Genomic DNA, 16,236 nt, shown 5'->3' with positions numbered 1-16,236 from the left:
GGGCCACTCTACGGACACTTTGCCCGGCTACCGAAAGGTTCGCGCGTTACCCGGCCTGGCCGGGCCGCACAGGTCAGCGCGTCGTGATCAGCGTGCCGATCGGCTCGCCGGCGAGCGCGCGGGTGACGTTGCCCTCGCCCTCCATGCCGAAGACCCGCATCTGGACGTCGTTGTCGCGGCACATCGCCAGCGCCGTGTCGTCCATCACGCCGAGCCGGTTCACGAGGGCGTCGGTGTAGGTCAGGTGGTCCAGCTTCTTCGCGTCCGGGTTGCGGCGGGGGTCGGAGTCGTACACGCCGTCGACCCCGTTCTTGCCCATGACGACCTGCTCGCAGCCCGTCTCCAGGGCGCGCTGCACCGCCACGGTGTCGGTGGAGAAGTAGGGCATGCCGGCCCCCGCGCCGAAGATGACCACGCGGCCCTTCTCCAGGTGCCGGATGGCGCGCAGCGGGATGTACGGCTCGGCGACCTGGCCCATCGTGATGGCGGTCTGCACGCGGGTCTTGACGCCGGCCTGCTCCAGGAAGTCCTGCAGGGCGAGGCAGTTCATGACCGTGCCGAGCATGCCCATGTAGTCCGCGCGGGCGCGGTCCATGCCGGCCACGCTCAGCTCGGCGCCGCGGAAGAAGTTCCCGCCGCCGACGACGATGGCCACCTGCACGCCGTCGCGCACGGCCACGCCGATCTCCTTCGCGATGCGGCGGACGACGTCGGCGTCCAGCCCCACGCTCCCGCCGCCGAACGCCTCGCCCGACAGCTTCAGGAGCACACGCCGCGCCGGCTTGCCCTCCTCGTCCACCGCGAAGTTCTGGGTCGCCTCGTCACTCACTGGTCAGTCACCCTTCGATCGTCACTGCCGGGACACCGCCCTCCCGGAATACTGCGCCCGACTCGCGGGCGACGCACCTCTGCACCGCGCAGAGGCCTCCGGGCCCGACCTCGAGACCCCTGGTGCGAGGTGGAGCCCGCCCCGCTCTACCCCACACCAAAAGTATCGAAGCCGTGCCGCGCTCCTGGTGGAGCGTGGCGTGCGAGCCGGCGTCGTCCCTCGGACGGCCCGGCCGCGTATGCGTCGGCCCGGCCCGCGCCGAAGCGCGGACCGGGCCGAACGAGCTGCGTCAGGAACCGACGCGGAAACGCACGAACGCGGTCAGGGCACCGTTCACCGAGGCGACGTGCTTGGCGACCGTGGTCTTCGGGTCCTTGGCCAGCGGCTGGTCCACCAGGACGACCTCCTTGAAGAAGCCGTTCAGGCGACCCTCGACGATCTTGGGCAGCGCGGCCTCCGGCTTGCCCTCGTTCTTCGAGGTCTCCAGAGCGATCTCGCGCTCCTTCTCGACGACGTCCGCCGGGACCTCCTCACGCGTGAGGTACTTCGGGGCCATCGCGGCGACGTGCTGCGCGACGTCCTTGGCGACGGCCGCACCGGCCTCGTCGGTGACCACGAGGACACCGATCGACGGCGGCAGGTCCTTGGCCGTCTTGTGCAGGTAGGTCGTGACCTTCGGGCCCTCGACGCGTGCGACGCGGCGCAGGACGAGCTTCTCGCCCAGCGTGGCGCCCTGTGCGGCGATGAGCTCGGCGACGGTGCCCTCGCCGGCGGGGGCGGCGGCAGCCGCGACCTCGTCGGCGGCACCGGCGGCCGCGGTGGCCTCCAGGACGGCCTCGGCCAGCGAGATGAACTTCTCGTTCTTGACGACGAAGTCGGTCTCGGCGTTCAGCTCGATCATCGTGGCGACCTGGCCGGCCGCGGTGTCCTCGACCTTGACGGCGACGAGACCCTCGGACGTGGCGTTGCCCTCGCGCTTGGCGGCGCGGGCCAGGCCCTTGGTCCGGATGATCTCGATGGCCTTGTCGGCGTCGCCGTCGGCCGCGTCCAGGGCCTTCTTGACGTCGAGCATGCCGGCGCCGGTCCGCTCACGCAGCGCCTTGATGTCAGCGGCGGTGTAGTTCGCCATTGTTCTGGTCCTCCGTGCAGTCGTGTTGTTCGTGGGAGGTCGTCCGACCCGAGGAACGGTGCGCTGACCGGGCCGACACGAGGTCGGCCCGGTCAGCGCGGCGCGTCACTTCTCGGTGTCGGCCTCGGGGGCGGCGGCCGGAGCAGCCTCGGCGGCCTCGGCGGCCTCCACGACCTCGGCGGGAGTGGCCGGGGTGGCGGCGGCAGCGGCCTCGGCGGCCGCCTCCTCGACGGTGCCCTCGGCGGTCGCGGCCGGCGTCTCGACCGTGCCCTCGGTGGTGTCGCCGGCCAGGAGCTCGCGCTCCCACTCGGCCAGCGGCTCGGCGGCGGGCTCGGTCTCGGCACCGGTCTTGCTGCCACCCGAGTGGCGCTGCATGAGGCCCTCGGCGGCGGCGTCCGCGATCACGCGGGTGAGCAGCGTGACGGAGCGGATCGCGTCGTCGTTGCCCGGGATCGCGTAGTCGACCATGTCGGGGTCGCAGTTGGTGTCGAGGATCGCCACGACGGGGATGCCCAGCTTGCGGGCCTCGTCCACCGCGAGGTGCTCCTTGTTGGTGTCGACGATCCAGACGGCCGAGGGAACCTTGGCCATGTCACGGATACCGCCGAGGGTGCGCGCGAGCTTGTCCTTCTCGCGGCGCAGCACCAGGAGCTCCTTCTTCGTGAGGCCCGAGGCGGCCACGTCGTCGAAGTCGATCTCCTCGAGCTCCTTGAGGCGCTGGAGACGCTTGTGCACCGTGGTGAAGTTGGTGAGCATGCCACCGAGCCAGCGGTGGTTCACGTAGGGCATGCCGACGCGGGCGGCCTGCTCGGCCACCGGCTCCTGGGCCTGCTTCTTCGTGCCGACGAAGAGGATGGAGCCGCCGTGGGCGACCGTCTCCTTGACGAAGTCGTAGGCGCTGTCGATGAAGTGCAGCGACTGCTGCAGGTCGACGATGTAGATACCGTTGCGCTCCGTGAAGATGAAGCGCTTCATCTTCGGGTTCCAACGGCGGGTCTGGTGTCCGAAGTGGACACCGCTCTCGAGGAGCTGGCGCATGGACACGACGGCCATGACACGTCCTTTCGGTGCGGTCCGGGATCGACCCGGGGCTCCGCACGCATTTCAGGCGGCACAGGACGCAAGGCCCTGGACCACGGTTCGGTTGGTGGCACCCTCTCGTGACGGTGCCCCTGGCGCCACGTCGTGCCCGACGCCGACCCCCAGGGGCCGGACCACTGCCGGACGCGACTCGATGTGACGCGCGATGTCGACCAGGTGTTCTCCCTGCCAGGCAAGCAGTCAGCCGAGCTGGACGCCTGCCGGACGGGCAGCACATGCCGGTCGCGGGTTGAAGTCTACCCGACCGGCCCCCGCGGCGAGGACCCGCACGAGGGGCCCCGGCTGTGACGTCGCACGCTCCCTCGCGGACGCTCCTCCGGGCGGCTCCCCGGCCGTTCCCCGGGTCGTTCCTCGGGTCGTTCTCCGCAGCTCGTGACAGCGCCCGCGAGACCCTTGTGACGGTGGCGACGGGGAACGAGCGCGACCACAGGAGGGTCCGGGACGGGTTCGTGCACAGGCGGGCTGTTCGTCGCCGACGCCGTCGGGATCGCGGGGCGATGCTCGAGGCATGACGACGCCTCGCTCTGCTCATGCTCCCCGCCGTGCGGCCCACCGCCGGACGGTCGCCGCGGTCCTGACCACGCTGCTCACCCTCGTGCTGGCCGCGCTCGTGCTCACCGCTCTCGTGCCGGCTCCGCCGGCCGCCGCCCTGCGCTCCGGGCCGGACGTCGCCGTCCGGCTGGGTGTCGACGCCCGACCCGGGGCCGCTGGGGCTGACGGCCCGCCGGGCGACGGGTCGGGTGGCGGGTGGGGCGGCGGGTGGGGCGGCGGCGCGGATGCCCGCGCCGTAGGTACCGGCTACGTGCCGCCCGTCGCGGGCGTGGACCCGCCGGCCGGCGTGGAGCGGCTGTTCGACCCGCCCGCGGAGGAATGGGGCGCGGGACACCGTGGCGTCGACCTGGCCGCCGCGGCCGGCGCGCGGGTGCTCTCCCCCGGTCCGGGCGTGGTGACGTTCGCGGGGCAGGTGGCGCGGCGCGGGGTCATCGTGGTCACGCACGCGGACGGTCTGCGCAGCAGCCTGGAGCCGGTGGCTGCGTCCGTGCCGGTCGGCACCGCGGTCGCCGCGGGGACGGCGGTCGGCGTCGTCGAGGGGAGCCCGGGCACGGACGAGCCGGGCACGGACGGCACCAACCACGGCGCGGCGCCGAACCACTGCGCGCCCCGGTCCTGCGTGCACTGGGGCGTGCGGCGGGGCGAGCGCTACATCGATCCGCTGTCCCTGCTGGACCGTCCGCCGATCGTGCTGCTGCCGGACCGCTGAACCTCAGGTCCGGGCGCCGACAGCAGCACCGCGCGCCGGCCGACCGCGCGCCGGCGCTGACCCGAGGCTCCGCGGGGCGACGCGCACCACCCGCCGCTCAGGCGCGCGGGAAGGCCTGGGCGTAGACGCTGCGCAGCCGCTCGGCGTCCACGTGGGTGTAGCGCTGGGTGGTCGCGAGGTTCGCGTGGCCCAGCACCTCCTGCACGGCACGCAGGTCGGAGCCGCCCTGCAGCAGGTGCGTCGCGGCGGAGTGCCGCAGCGCGTGGGGCGCGACGTCGTCGACGCCGGCCTGGGCCGCGAGCCGGTGCACGGCCTCGCGCACCTGGCGCTGACCCCAGCGTCCACCACGCTCCCCCACGAGGAAGGCGTCACCCGTGGCGGCGGTCATGAACGCGGGCCGGCCGTCGGTCAGCCACGCGTCGACGGACCGCGCGGCGGGGATCCCGAACGGGACGACCCGCTCCTTGCCACCCTTGCCGAGCACCCGTACGAGCCGGTCGCGCGCGTCCACGTGCCCGACGTCGACCGAGACCAGCTCACCCACGCGGATACCCGCGCCGTACAGCAGTTCCGCGGCGACCCAGGAGCGCAGGGCCGCGGGGCGGGACGCCTCGTCGGCCTCGTCCGCGGCGGCCCGGGCGCCGTCGAGCAGCCGGCCGGCGGCGTCCACGTCGAGCACCGTGGGTAGCGTCCGCGGCACCTTGGGGCTCGCGAGCCGCGCCGACGGGTCGACGGGCACGAGCCCGGCGCGGTGCGCCCAGCGCAGGAACGCCCGGGCCGAGGCGCCGCGGCGGGCGAGCGTGGAACGCGCGAGCCCGCGGTCGGACTGCGACGCGAGCCACCCGCGAAGCAGCGTCAGGTCGATCTCGTCGAGGCTCGTGCTCCCGTGCCGCATCGCGTACCGCAGCAGGTCGGTCACGTCCGCCACGTAGGCACGCCGCGTGTGGGCGGAGTGCCCGCGCTGCGCGTGGAGGTAGCCGGCGAAGCGGGACACGGCGTCGGACAACTGCTCGGGCAGCCGAGGCAAGCCGGACAGGTCGGTAAGGTCCACGTTTGCCAGTGTGCAGCCGGACCGCCACGGGGTGAAGCAGGCGCGCCGCGTTGCGCGGTCCGGTGCGTCGCCGCCCCGGGCCGCTCTGCCAGACTGTCGGGTCGGACTGTCCGGTCGGACAGGCTCCCACCGGACGAGTGCAGGAGGACCGCGATGATGCGTGCCGTACAGGTGACCGAGTTCGGTGGGCCCGAGGTGCTGCGGCCCCTCGAGGTGCCGGAGCCGAGCGCAGGACCGGGGCAGGTGCTGATCGAGGTGTCGCGCATCGGCGTGAACTACGCCGACACGCACCAGGTCGAGAACTCCTACCAGACGCCGACCCGGCTGCCGTTCGTCCCCGGGAGCGAAGTCGTCGGACGCACGCCGGACGGGCGGCGGGTCGCCGCACTGCTGACCGGCGGGGGCGGGTACGCCGAACGAGCGGTCGCCGACGCGGCGATGACCTTCCCCGTGCCGGACGACGTCGACGACCTCACGGCGCTCTCCATGCTGGTGCAGGGCACGACCGCCTGGATCCTGCTGCGCAAGAACGCGCACCTCGAGCCGGGCGAGTCCGTGGTGGTGCACGCGGCCGCGGGCGGTGTCGGCACGATCGCCGTGCAGCTCGCGAAGGCCGGGGGCGCCGGCCGGGTCGTCGCCACGGCGAGCACGACCGACAAGCGCATGCTGGCCCTCGGCCTCGGCGCGGACGTCGCCGTCGACTCCCGCGCCGACGACCTGCGGACGGCGCTGCTCGACGCCAACGGAGGGCGCGTCGACATCGTGCTCGACATGGTCGGCGGCACCACGACCGACCAGAGCATGGCCACGCTCGCGCCCTTCGGCCGGCTCGTCTTCTACGGCATGGCGGGGCGCGAGCAGCCCAAGCCCGTCGAGCTGCGCAACCTGCTCGGCCACAGCAGCACGGTCGCGGGCATGTGGCTGCCGCACGTCTTCCGGCTGCCCGGCAACCTCTACGCCCGGGCACTGTCCGAGCTGTTCGACCTCGCCCGCAGCGGCCAGATCCGTGCCGTCTCGGGCGGCGAGTACCCGCTGTCCGACGCACGCGGCGCGCACGAGGCCCTGCGCTCGCGAGGCACCGTCGGCAAGCTCCTGCTCGACCCGACCGTCTGACCGACCAACCGGGCGCCGGCCCGGTCCCGGCGGCCGGACAGGACCGGACCGGACCGGACCGGGCCGGGCCGGGCCGGGCCGGGCCGGGCCGGGCCGGGCCGGGCCGGGCCGTGTTGAGCCAGGCCCCGGCCGGCTCACCGCCTGCCCTGGCCGGCTCACCGCCTGCGCCAGCCTCCGTCCTGCTGCTCGGCCAGCCCCATCAGCTCCAGCAGCCCGAGCGCCCCGGTCGTGTCGGCGAGCGCGATCCCGGCGGTGCGGGCGATCGACCGTGCGTGGGCCGGCTTGCGCACGGGCAGGGCGTCGAGCACCGCCTTGCCCGCCGCGTCGAGGTCGTCGCCCGGCCGGGTCTCGCCGCGGCGAGGCGGTGCGGTCTCACCGAGGTCGCCGACCAGCTCGGCGGCCTCCGCCGCGTCCGTGATGCAGACGGCCGCGCCCCGGCGAAGCAGCTCGTGGCAACCGCCGGACGCCATCGACGTGACCGGCCCCGGCACCGCGCCGAGCGGACGCAGGAGCTTCGCGGCGTGGTTGGCCGTGGACAGCGCGCCGGAACGCAGCGCGGCCTCGACCACCACTGTCCCCGCCGTGAACGCGGCGATCAGCCGGTTGCGCTGGAGGAACCGCTGCTTGCCCGGCACGGAACCCGGCGGCACCTCGCTCACCAGGGCGCCCTGGTCCGCCGCGCGCCGGAGCAGGTCCGTGTTGGCCGCGGGGTAGAGCCGGTCGACCCCGCCCGCGAGGAACGCCACCGTCCGCGCCCCGGAGACCAGGGCGCCCCGGTGCGCCTCCGCGTCGATCCCGTGGGCGCCGCCGGAGACCACGGTGAACCCCCGGTCGGCCAGCCCGCACGCCAGGTCCCGCGTCACGCGGACGCCGTAGCCGGTGCAGGCGCGCGAGCCCACCAGCGACACCGAGCGCGCCGCCAGCCCGGCCAGGTCGGCATCGCCCCGCACCCACAGCGCCAGGGGCGCGGTGGCACCGAGCCCCGCGAACGACAGGGGCCAGCCCGGGTGGTCCGGCGTCAGGAACGTGCCGTCGTACCGGCCGAGCACGACGAGCTCGCCCTCGGGATCGAGCCGGTCGAGCCGGGGCGTCCAGCGCCGCACCGCGGCAACCACCAGCCCTGCTGTCCGGGCCCCGGACGCGTCCGGCCCCTCGGCGACCTCCCCGAGCACGTGGCCGGGGGCGTCGGCGCGCCCACCCGGGGCCTGGACCGCGGCCGACATCCCGCCGATCCGCCGCAGGACGGCACCGGCCCGGTCGGGCGCCCGGGCGGCGTCGAGCAGCCAGTCGAGCGCGTCCACGGGGCCGAGCTGCTCGACCAGCGCGCCGGCCACCGGGTCGCCCGGCTCGGCGATGCGGCTCCACGCGGCGCGCGCCAGCACCGGGTCCGCCGGGTCGAACCGGAGCCGTGCACGGGGCAGTTCGAAGAGCGCCTCAGCCATGGTCGCCTCCCGTGCGCAGCAGCAGCGCATTCCCGACGTCGAACACCGTGGGCGCGTCGCGCCCGGCGAGGTCGGCGATGGTCCAGGCGATCCGCAGCACCCGGTCCACGCCGCGCAGGCTCAGCCGCCCGGCGGTCATCGCCCGCTCGATCGGCGTGAGCAGACCGGGGTGCGGCCGGAGCAGATCACGCAGGAACCGCCCGGGCATCTCCGCGTTGGTGGACCAGGGCGTGTCGGACAACCGGGCGCGGGCGGCCTGCCGCGCGGCCAGCACCCGGGCGGCCACCACCGACGTCGGCTCGGACGTGCCCTCCAGCCGCTCGACGCGGTCCACCGGCTGCACCTCGACCTGCACGTCCACCCGGTCCAGCAGCGGCCCGGAGAGCCGTGCGAAGTACCGGCGCCGGGTGGTCGGCGAGCAGGAGCAGTCCAGGCCCTTGCCGATGGCCAGCCCGCAGGGGCACGGGTTGGCCGCGAGAACGAGCTGGAACCGCGCCGGATAGCGCGCCGAGCCGCCCGACCGGTGGATCACCAGCTCGCCCTGCTCCAGCGGCTGCCGGAGCGTCTCCAGCACCCGGGCGCCGAACTCGGGGGCTTCGTCGAGGAAGAGGATCCCGCGGTGCGCCAGCGACACCGCCCCCGGCCGCGGGATGCCCGACCCGCCGCCCACGACCGCCGCCTGGGTCGCCGTGTGGTGCGGGTCCTCGTACGGGGGCCGGCGGATCAGACCTCCGCCCGGGTCGAACGTGCCCGCCACGGAGTGCACAGCGGTGACCTCGACGGCCTCGCGGTCGGTCAGGTCGGGCAGGATCCCCGGCAGCCGGGAGGCCAGCATCGTCTTGCCGGCGCCCGGCGGCCCGACGAGCAGCAGGTGGTGCCCTCCGGCGGCCGCGACCTCCAGGGCCCTGCGCGGCTCCTCCTGACCCACGACGTCGGCCAGGTCGCCCGGCAGCCGCGCCACCGGCGCCGAGCGGACCGGCCGCACCGCGACGACCTCGCGCACCAGCTCCGGCGGGCCGCCGTGCAGCGCCACCACCTCGGCCAGGCTCGTGGCCCCCACGACCCTCGCCCCCGGCACGAGCCGCGCCTCGTCGGCGTCGCCGGCCGCCACCACGACGTCCGGGTAGCCCGCGGCCACGGCCGCCGCCACGGTCGGCAGCACGCCCCGGACCGGCTGGACGCGCCCGTCGAGGCCGAGCTCGCCCAGGTGCACCACGCGGTCCAGCCCGGTCCTGCTCATCCCCGGGGACGTCGGCCCGTCGGTGCCCGCGAGGATAGCGACCGCGATCGCCAGGTCGTACGCGCTGCCCTGCTTGCGCAGCGACGCGGGCGACAGGTTGACGGTGATCTTCTTGACCGGCCACGGCAGCCCCGTGGAGGTCACCGCGGCCCGCACCCGGTCGCGGGACTCGCTCAGCGCGGCGTCGGGCAGCCCCACCAGCGTGAATCCCGGGACCGACGCCGCGAGGTGCGCCTGCACCTCCACCACGTGCCCCTGCATCCCGACGAGCGACACCGCCCGGGTGGTCGCGATCCCCATCACGCCACCGACTCGAGGTGCTCGACGACGGCGGGCCCCTGCCGCTGCAGCGTCACCGCGACCACGTCGATGCGGATCGCGCCGAACCGGGTGCGCACGTCGGGCAGCACCGGCACCGGGCTGCCCGGGGGCGCCTCCTCCTGCAGCCGCGCCGCGGCGAGGCGGTCAGCGGCCAGCCGTTCCCGGAAGACGGTGAGCCACTGCCCCGTCAGCCGCTTGATCCGGGTCAGCTTGCGCGGCGTCACCGCCTCCGCCGGATGCCCGTACCCCAGCCCCGACCTGGTCTTGACCTCGACCACCACGAGCACGTCGCCGTCCAGCGCGACGATGTCGAGCTCACCCTCCGTGCCGCGCCAGTTCGTGTCGAGCACCTGCCAGCCGCGCGCCTCCACGTGCCGCAGCGCGACCCGCTCGCCGTACCGGCCCACGCCATCCTTCTTCGCCATCGCGTCCACCTCCGTGACCAGCCTTGGTCACGCGGGGACCGCCCGACGGCGTCCGCGGGGTCACCTGTGCACGGATCGATGATCCACAGGGTCGGCGTCGCGCTCGAACCGCTGGAACCTCGTCACGAGGGTCTGTGCCGCTCGACGGGGAATCTCCGCGGGAGCCGCCAGAGCGGGACCCGTCAGAGCGCGAGCTCGGCCTTGGCCAGCTCCTCGACGTTCACGTCCTTGAACGTCACCACACGCACCGACTTCACGAACCGCGCCGAGCGGTAGACGTCCCACACCCAGGCGTCGCCGAGCCGCAGCTCGAAGTACACCTCGCCCGCCGCGGACCGCACCTGCAGGTCCACCTGGTTGGCGAGGTAGAACCGGCGTTCGGTCTCCACCACGTAGGCGAACAGGCCCACCACGTCGCGGTACTCGCGATAGAGCGCTAGCTCCATCTCCGTCTCGTAGTTCTCAAGGTCTTCGGCGCTCACGACGACATCATCCCACCGACGCCGCAGTTCCGGGCAGGTTCCAGGACTTGCGGTGGTGTGGCGTGGGCCCGTGCAGCCCGAGGGCGTCCATGTGCGCCTTCGCGCTGTAACCCTTGTTCTGGTCCCAGGCGTACTCGGGGTGCCGCTGCGCCAGCTCGACCAGGATCGCGTCGCGCTCCACCTTGGCCAGCACGCTCGCCGCCGCCACGGACGTACAGCTCATGTCGGCCTTGATCAGCGTCCGCACGGCGGGCTCCGGCACGTCGTCCTCGGGGGCGTCCGCCGCGGCGAACAGGTCGAGCGCGGGCGTGGAGAGCCAGTTGTGCTTGCCGTCCAGCACGACGACGTCGACGTCGCCGCACACCTGCCGCACCTGGGCCAGCGCGCGCCGGCCGGCCATCCGGAGCGCGGCGATGATCCCGTGCTCGTCGATCTCGGCCGGACCCGCGTGCCCCACGCCCCACGCCACCGCCCAGCGCCGCACGGCGGGCGCGATGGCCTCGCGCGCGCCGGGCGTGAGCAGCTTCGAGTCGGCGACGCCCTTGGGACCGGTGCGCGTGGCCGCGTCGACCACGACGACGCCCACGCTGACGGGCCCGGCGAGAGCGCCGCGCCCCACCTCGTCCATACCCGCCACGAGGCGGGCGCCCGAGGCGAGGAGCGCCCTCTCCTGCCGCAGCGTGGGCACCTTGCGCACCGCCTACTTCTCCGCGGGAGGCGCGTCCGGGACGCCGCTGAAGACGTCGCTCGGGTTGCTGTGCCAGTTCAGGCGGTCCAGCGGCCACACGGTCGCGAACGCCGTGCCCACCACGTTGTCGATCGGCACGAACCCGCCGCCCGGCTTCCCGCGGTTGTACCGCGAGTCCTGCGAGTTCTGGCGGTTGTCCCCCATGACCCAGAGCATGTCGTCGGGCACGGTGACCTCGAACGGGTCCTGGCTGGGGATCGACCCGTCCTTGATGTACGTCTCGTCGATCGGCGCGCCGTTCACCGACACCCGGCCCTCGGCATCGCAGCAGACCACCTTGTCGCCGGGCAGGCCGATCAGGCGCTTGATGAGGTGGTCGCCCGTGTCCTGCGGCAGCAGCCCGACCGTCGTCAGGAACGAGACCGCCGCGTCGCCGACCGGGCCGCGCTCCGGCGGCACGTACGGCGGCAGCCAGTCGCCCGGGTCCACGAAGACGACGATGTCCCCGCGCTCCAGGTCGAACGGGCCGGGCGTCAGCCGCGACGCCATGACCCGGTCACCCTCGGTCAGCGTGTCCTCCATGGACGCGCTCGGGATGTAGAACGGCTGCACCAGCAGCGTCTTGATCAGCCACGACAGGACCAGCGCGCTGACGACGATGATCCCGACTTCCCTGAGCATCGCGAGGACGCCCGACTGCTGCCGGCGCGGCTCACGACCGTGCGCGGCTCCACCCTGACGATGCGCCCCGCTGTTTCCCCACGGATCCTCTGCGCTCAAGGGCGTCCCATCGATAGGGGTGGGCGGTGCCACCCGGTCGAAACTCGTCACGAGCCTAACTCTGTCACCTTGGAGCGCCCCCGGCGAAATGGTCGGGCGGGCGAACATCAAGCCTGCCGAATATCCGCACAGACCGGACGTGATACAACACCGGCCGCCGTCCTCGCTCACGGAGGACGGCGGCCGGTGTCAGGGGAGCGCCGGAGCGCTCAGAACGCTCAGTTCTCGCGCTTCTCGCGGATCTTCGCCTTCTTGCCGCGCAGCTCGCGCAGGTAGTACAGCTTCGCGCGGCGGACGTCACCGCGGGTGACGACCTCGATCGACTCGATGGTCGGCGCGTGCAGCGGGAACTTGCGCTCCACGCCCACACCGAAGCTGACCTTGCGGACGGCGAACGTCTCGCCGATGCCGCCGCCGTGGCGGGAGATGACGACGCCCTGGAACGCCTGGACGCGGGAGCGGTTGCCCTCGACGACCTTGACGTTGACCTTGACGGTGTCACCGGCACGGAAGGCCGGGATGTCGGACCGCAGCGAGGCTGCGCCGATGTTGTCGAGCTTCTGCATCGTTCTCTCCGGGCCTGCCACAGGTCAGGCGCGAATCTCGTGGGCCCTGCCCCGGCCGGACGGCCGTCAGGGTCCCGAAAGGGTGTGGATGGCGGTGCGGCTTGACCCGGTCGGGGGCGGTTGCCCGCCCCGGTCGTCCCCTGTGGCAGAGACCTGACCGGCGACGCACCAACGGGCAATTCTGCCACACATATGTGTTCGAGGGGACACGTACGTGTGCTCTCACCACCTGAATAGGTGTGACCTGAACCCGTCCGGGTTACGCCAGCTCCAGCCCATCGCCGTCCGCCCCCGGCACCCAGCCCAGCTCCGCGAGCAGCTTCAGGTCGTGCTTGTCCAGACCCGCCACGTCCAGGGCCGCGATCATGTCCGGTCGCCGCGCCGCCGTCCGCTCCAGCGCCTGGTCCCGGCGCCAGCGCTCGATCTTCGCGTGGTGCCCCGACAGCAGCACCTCGGGGATCTCGAGGTCCGCCCACGACGGCGGCTTCGTGTACACGGGGTACTCCAGCAGCCCCGCGGCCCCGTGCGACTCCTCCACCAGCGAGTCCGGGTTGCCGACCATGCCGGGGATCAGCCGGGCCACGGCCTCGATCATCACGAGCGAGGCCACCTCGCCGCCGTTGAGCACGTAGTCGCCGATCGACAGCTCGTGCACGGTGACGCCGGCGGACCGGTAGTGCTCGGCCACGCGTGCGTCGATGCCCTCGTAGCGCCCGCAGGCGAACACGAGCTGCTCGGCCGACGCGAGGCTCTCGGCGTGCCGCTGGGTGAACACCTCGCCCGACGGCGTGGGCACGATCAGGTGCGCGCCCTCGGTGGCGGCGCCCAGCACGTCGTCGATCGCCTGGCCCCACACGTCCGGGCGCATGACCATGCCCGCTCCCCCGCCGAACGGGGTGTCGTCGACGGTACGGTGCCGGTCGGTGGTCCAGTCGCGCAGGTCGTGCACCCGCAGGTCCAGCAGGCCGCGCTGCCGCGCCTTGCCCACGAGCGACAGGTCGAGCACGGACAGGTAGTCCGGGAAGATCGAGACGACGTCGACGCGCACGTCAGTCGTCCTCGCCCTCGACGACGTCGCTGTCGTCGGCACGGTCGACGACGGCGGCGTCCGCGTCGCGGGCCAGCAGCCCGCCGGGCGGGGTGAGCACCACACGGCCACCCGGGACGTCGACCACCGGCACGATGGCCAGGACGAACGGCACCAGGGTGCGGGCCGTGCCGCCGTCGGGCAGGGTCTCCTCGACGAGCAGCGCCTCGTGGGCCGGCTGGTACTCCAGCGTGATCACCGTGCCGACCACGGTGCCGTCGGCGAGCTCGACCCGCAGGCCCGCGAGCTCGTGGGGGTACCAGGCGTCCTCCTCGTCGGAGACGTCCGCCTCCACGACGAGCTCGGTGCCACGCAGTTCCTCGGCGGCGTTCCGGTCGGCGATCTCGGCGAACGTGACCAGCCACCGCCCCTGGTGCTCGCGCGCCCGCGTCACCGTCAGCGGACCGGCGTCCGCCGGGACGGTCTCGAGCCGCTCGCCGATCGCGAGCCGGGTCTCCGGGTCGTCCGTGCGCAGGTCGAGGGCCACCTCGCCCTTGAGCCCGTGCGCCTTGCCGACGCGAGCCACGGTCAGCTGCATGTCACTCCTCGAAGATGAAGGTGGGGGTCTCGACAAGCTCGACCAGCGAGGACCAGCAGAGGAGCGCTCGACCGGCTGGCGGGGAATGAGCGAGGCCCGGTCCGCGTTCGGACCGGGCCTCGTCGTCGTGCTGGATGCCGGTGGTTCAGCGCCGGTCGACGTCCACGACGTCGACCCGCACCGGGCCCTCGGTGGCGAGCGCACCGATCACGGTGCGCAGGGCGCGCGCCGTGCGACCACCACGACCGATGACTCGGCCGAGGTCGTCCGGGTGCACGCGGACCTCGAGCAGGTCACCACGGCGGAGCGTCTTCGCGGACACGCGGACGTCGTCCGGGTTGTCCACGATGCCGCGCACCAGGTGCTCGAGGGCCTCCGAGAGCATCAGGCCTCGTCGCCCTCGGCCGGCGCAGCCGGAGCCTCGGCGGCGGCGGCAGCAGCCTTCTCGGCAGCCTTGGCCTTGGCCTTCTCGGCGTCAGCGTTCACGGCCTCGATGGCGGAGGAGGCGTCGGCCTTCTCGCCCTTGACGCGCAGGGTGCCCTCGGCGCCCGGCAGGCCCTTGAACTTCTGCCAGTCACCGGTCACCTTGAGCAGAGCGGCGACCTGCTCGGTCGGCTGCGCGCCGACACCGAGCCAGTACTGTGCGCGCTCCGACTTGATCTCGATGAGCGACGGCTCCTCGGTCGGGTGGTACTTGCCGATCTCCTCGATCACGCGACCGTCGCGCTTGGTGCGCGAGTCGGCGATGACGACACGGTAGTACGGGGCCCGGATCTTGCCGAGGCGCTTGAGACGAATCTTGACAGCCACGAAGTGGTCTCTCCTGGTTCTGATGGGATGGTCCGAGCACCGCGACGTGGGGTGAAGCAGTGTGTGGGACCGGGACACGGCCTGACCAGGTGAGAGGGGTCCGGGCACGCCGAGTACGTCGATATTGTGCCAGACGGCGCGCGGCCCCACCAACCACGCGTGCGTCACACGGGCACGGTCAGCGGGCGGCCGGGTAGACCGTGCCCCGCAGCACGACGGCGGTGGGGTGCCGGAGCACCTCGATGTCCTCGCGCGGGTCCGCCGGGTAGACCACGAGGTCGGCACTGGAACCCTCCACCACGGCCCCGAAGCCCAGGTAGTCGCGGGCGCGCCAGGACGCCATCGCCACGACCTCCGCCGCGGGGATGCCCGCCGCGACCAGCTCGGCGCACTCGTCGGCGATGCGGCCGTGCGAGATGGTCCCGCCCGCGTCGGTGCCGACCAGGAGCTGCACTCCGGCCTCGTGCAGGTCGCGGACCTGCTGGTACCGGCGCGCGTACATGGCCCGCATCCGCTCCGCGTAGCGCGGGTACTTGCCGTCGGCCTGCCCCGCGATGCTCTCGAACTGCCCGATCTGCAGCAGCGTGGGCGTGACCGCGATCCCCCGCCGGGCGGCCTCCGCCATGTGCTCGGCCGTCATGCCGGTGCCGTGCTCGATGCAGTCCACCCCGGCCGCGAGCAGCCCGTCGATCGTCTCCTCGCCGAAGGCGTGCACGGTCACCCGGGCCGCCTCGGCGTGCGCCACGGCGACGGCCTGGCGCAGCACGTCGTCGGGCCACAGGGGCCGGAGGTCGCCGTCGGCCCCGAGCGTGCGGTCGATCCAGTCCCCGACGAGCTTGACCCAGCCGTCGCCGCGCCGGGCCTGCGTGCGCACCTCGTCCGGGAGCAGCTCCGGGGACTCCAGCTCCAGCCCGAAGTTGCGCAGGTACCGCTTGGGCCGCGCCAGGTGCATGCCGGCCCGCAGCAGGTGCGGCAGGTCGGCGCGCTGGTGCACCCACGCGGTGTCCAGCGGCGAGCCGGCGTCCCGGATCAGGAGCACGCCGGAGTCGCGGTCCGCCACGGCCTGCTTCTCGGCCTCCTCCGGGGAGACGGCGCCCTCGGCCGCGAGCCCGATGTGGCAGTGCACGTCGACCAGGCCGGGCAGCGCCCAGCCCTCCAGCACCCGCATGTTGGTGCCCTGCGCCGACGGCCGGGTGAGGCTGACACGGCCGCCGCGGACCCACAGCTCCTCGGCCTCACGGTCGTCACCGAGCAGGATGCGCCCGCGGATCGCCGCGGTCGGACCTTCCAGCGCAGACATGCGGCTCCTTCGCTCTCCCCGTCACCCTGTGGACCTGTCCCCCTGCCACGCCACGGACACCCCGCCCGCCCCG

General features: G+C 73.6%; 18 protein-coding genes. 2 read left to right on the top strand and 16 right to left on the bottom strand.

Translation table 11 applies throughout. From position 1 onward, the window contains the following. Positions 1–73: 73 nt before the first annotated feature. From pyrH to rpsB, 3 genes are all read right to left on the bottom strand, one after another. A complete protein-coding gene (gene pyrH, locus ACZ7LE_RS09235) occupies positions 74–829 on the bottom strand; it encodes a UMP kinase (RefSeq protein ID WP_182614512.1) in 756 nt (251 codons plus the stop codon). A 289-nt stretch (positions 830–1,118) separates the two neighbouring features. Continuing rightward, positions 1,119–1,958: a translation elongation factor Ts gene (tsf, locus tag ACZ7LE_RS09230; RefSeq protein WP_470402977.1), complete on the bottom strand. Its 840-nt coding sequence runs from the start codon at positions 1,956–1,958 to the stop codon at positions 1,119–1,121. A gap of 105 nt (positions 1,959–2,063) precedes the next feature. Further along, a complete protein-coding gene (gene rpsB, locus ACZ7LE_RS09225) occupies positions 2,064–3,011 on the bottom strand; it encodes a 30S ribosomal protein S2 (protein WP_397393255.1) in 948 nt (315 codons plus the stop codon). Positions 3,012–3,567: 556 nt separating this feature from the next. On the opposite strand from rpsB, the gene ACZ7LE_RS09220 reads away from it, so the two are divergent. Further along, positions 3,568–4,320: a murein hydrolase activator EnvC family protein gene (locus ACZ7LE_RS09220; RefSeq protein ID WP_470402976.1), complete on the top strand. Its 753-nt coding sequence runs from the start codon at positions 3,568–3,570 to the stop codon at positions 4,318–4,320. Positions 4,321–4,417: 97 nt separating this feature from the next. Here ACZ7LE_RS09220 and ACZ7LE_RS09215 read toward each other — a convergent pair whose 3' ends face one another. Further along, positions 4,418–5,371 carry a tyrosine recombinase XerC gene (locus ACZ7LE_RS09215; protein ID WP_470402975.1) on the bottom strand — a complete coding sequence of 318 codons (954 nt, stop codon included), beginning with the start codon at positions 5,369–5,371 and terminating at the stop codon, positions 4,418–4,420. 153 nt (positions 5,372–5,524) lie between these two features. Between ACZ7LE_RS09215 and ACZ7LE_RS09210 the strand changes: the two genes are divergently transcribed. Then, a complete protein-coding gene (locus tag ACZ7LE_RS09210) occupies positions 5,525–6,484 on the top strand; it encodes a quinone oxidoreductase family protein (RefSeq protein WP_470402974.1) in 960 nt (319 codons plus the stop codon). Between the two features lie 155 nt (positions 6,485–6,639). Here the strand turns inward: ACZ7LE_RS09210 and dprA are convergent, their stop codons facing one another. The 12 genes from dprA to ACZ7LE_RS09150 all read right to left on the bottom strand — a co-directional run bounded on the left by dprA (position 6,640) and on the right by ACZ7LE_RS09150 (position 16,163). After that, positions 6,640–7,926: a DNA-processing protein DprA gene (gene dprA / locus ACZ7LE_RS09205; RefSeq protein WP_470402973.1), complete on the bottom strand. Its 1,287-nt coding sequence runs from the start codon at positions 7,924–7,926 to the stop codon at positions 6,640–6,642. Beyond that, positions 7,919–9,466, bottom strand: a complete 1,548-nt coding sequence (locus tag ACZ7LE_RS09200) for a YifB family Mg chelatase-like AAA ATPase (RefSeq protein ID WP_470403296.1) — start codon at positions 9,464–9,466, stop codon at positions 7,919–7,921. The genes dprA and ACZ7LE_RS09200 overlap by 8 nt, the downstream gene beginning before the upstream one ends. Next, positions 9,466–9,912 carry a YraN family protein gene (locus ACZ7LE_RS09195; protein WP_470402972.1) on the bottom strand — a complete coding sequence of 149 codons (447 nt, stop codon included), beginning with the start codon at positions 9,910–9,912 and terminating at the stop codon, positions 9,466–9,468. The genes ACZ7LE_RS09200 and ACZ7LE_RS09195 overlap by 1 nt, the downstream gene beginning before the upstream one ends. A 182-nt stretch (positions 9,913–10,094) precedes the next feature. Next, a complete protein-coding gene (locus tag ACZ7LE_RS09190; RefSeq protein ID WP_020016858.1) occupies positions 10,095–10,394 on the bottom strand; it encodes a DUF2469 domain-containing protein in 300 nt (99 codons plus the stop codon). A gap of 7 nt (positions 10,395–10,401) precedes the next feature. Continuing rightward, positions 10,402–11,091: a ribonuclease HII gene (locus ACZ7LE_RS09185; RefSeq protein ID WP_470402971.1), complete on the bottom strand. Its 690-nt coding sequence runs from the start codon at positions 11,089–11,091 to the stop codon at positions 10,402–10,404. Positions 11,092–11,094: 3 nt separating this feature from the next. Next, entirely contained in the window at positions 11,095–11,763 is a 669-nt protein-coding gene (gene lepB / locus ACZ7LE_RS09180; RefSeq protein WP_397393248.1) for a signal peptidase I, read from the bottom strand. Positions 11,764–12,080: 317 nt separating this feature from the next. Then, positions 12,081–12,428, bottom strand: a complete 348-nt coding sequence (gene rplS, locus ACZ7LE_RS09175) for a 50S ribosomal protein L19 (protein ID WP_397393247.1) — start codon at positions 12,426–12,428, stop codon at positions 12,081–12,083. Positions 12,429–12,687: 259 nt separating this feature from the next. Then, positions 12,688–13,476 (bottom strand): tRNA (guanosine(37)-N1)-methyltransferase TrmD, encoded by a 789-nt coding sequence (gene trmD / locus ACZ7LE_RS09170; RefSeq protein ID WP_470402970.1) that lies wholly within the window; start codon positions 13,474–13,476, stop codon positions 12,688–12,690. A gap of 1 nt (position 13,477) precedes the next feature. Continuing rightward, positions 13,478–14,053 carry a ribosome maturation factor RimM gene (rimM, locus tag ACZ7LE_RS09165; protein ID WP_470402969.1) on the bottom strand — a complete coding sequence of 192 codons (576 nt, stop codon included), beginning with the start codon at positions 14,051–14,053 and terminating at the stop codon, positions 13,478–13,480. 145 nt (positions 14,054–14,198) lie between these two features. Further along, entirely contained in the window at positions 14,199–14,438 is a 240-nt protein-coding gene (locus ACZ7LE_RS09160; protein WP_020016864.1) for an RNA-binding protein, read from the bottom strand. Further along, complete coding sequence (gene rpsP, locus ACZ7LE_RS09155) at positions 14,438–14,863, bottom strand: 30S ribosomal protein S16 (protein WP_285105130.1); 426 nt, start codon at positions 14,861–14,863, stop codon at positions 14,438–14,440. The genes ACZ7LE_RS09160 and rpsP overlap by 1 nt, the downstream gene beginning before the upstream one ends. Before the next feature lie 178 nt (positions 14,864–15,041). After that, positions 15,042–16,163, bottom strand: a complete 1,122-nt coding sequence (locus tag ACZ7LE_RS09150; protein ID WP_470402968.1) for an amidohydrolase family protein — start codon at positions 16,161–16,163, stop codon at positions 15,042–15,044. Between the last annotated feature and the right edge of the window lie 73 nt (positions 16,164–16,236).

The sequence above is a fragment of the Promicromonospora sp. NPDC110617 genome (assembly GCF_055598465.1).
Note: the sequence above shows the minus strand (reverse complement) of the source record. Positions and strands in the feature narration are given on the sequence as shown.

Coding starts and splice junctions, on each gene's coding strand:
- ACZ7LE_RS09220 (WP_470402976.1), top strand. CDS start 3,568: ATGACGACGCCTCGCTCTGCTCATGCTCCCCGCCGTGCGGCCCACCGC.
- lepB (WP_397393248.1), bottom strand. CDS start 11,763: ATGCTCAGGGAAGTCGGGATCATCGTCGTCAGCGCGCTGGTCCTGTCG.
- ACZ7LE_RS09210 (WP_470402974.1), top strand. CDS start 5,525: ATGATGCGTGCCGTACAGGTGACCGAGTTCGGTGGGCCCGAGGTGCTG.
- ACZ7LE_RS09200 (WP_470403296.1), bottom strand. CDS start 9,466: ATGGGGATCGCGACCACCCGGGCGGTGTCGCTCGTCGGGATGCAGGGG.
- dprA (WP_470402973.1), bottom strand. CDS start 7,926: ATGGCTGAGGCGCTCTTCGAACTGCCCCGTGCACGGCTCCGGTTCGAC.
- ACZ7LE_RS09195 (WP_470402972.1), bottom strand. CDS start 9,912: ATGGCGAAGAAGGATGGCGTGGGCCGGTACGGCGAGCGGGTCGCGCTG.
- ACZ7LE_RS09160 (WP_020016864.1), bottom strand. CDS start 14,438: ATGCTCTCGGAGGCCCTCGAGCACCTGGTGCGCGGCATCGTGGACAAC.
- ACZ7LE_RS09150 (WP_470402968.1), bottom strand. CDS start 16,163: ATGTCTGCGCTGGAAGGTCCGACCGCGGCGATCCGCGGGCGCATCCTG.
- rimM (WP_470402969.1), bottom strand. CDS start 14,053: ATGCAGCTGACCGTGGCTCGCGTCGGCAAGGCGCACGGGCTCAAGGGC.
- rplS (WP_397393247.1), bottom strand. CDS start 12,428: ATGCAGAAGCTCGACAACATCGGCGCAGCCTCGCTGCGGTCCGACATC.
- rpsB (WP_397393255.1), bottom strand. CDS start 3,011: ATGGCCGTCGTGTCCATGCGCCAGCTCCTCGAGAGCGGTGTCCACTTC.
- tsf (WP_470402977.1), bottom strand. CDS start 1,958: ATGGCGAACTACACCGCCGCTGACATCAAGGCGCTGCGTGAGCGGACC.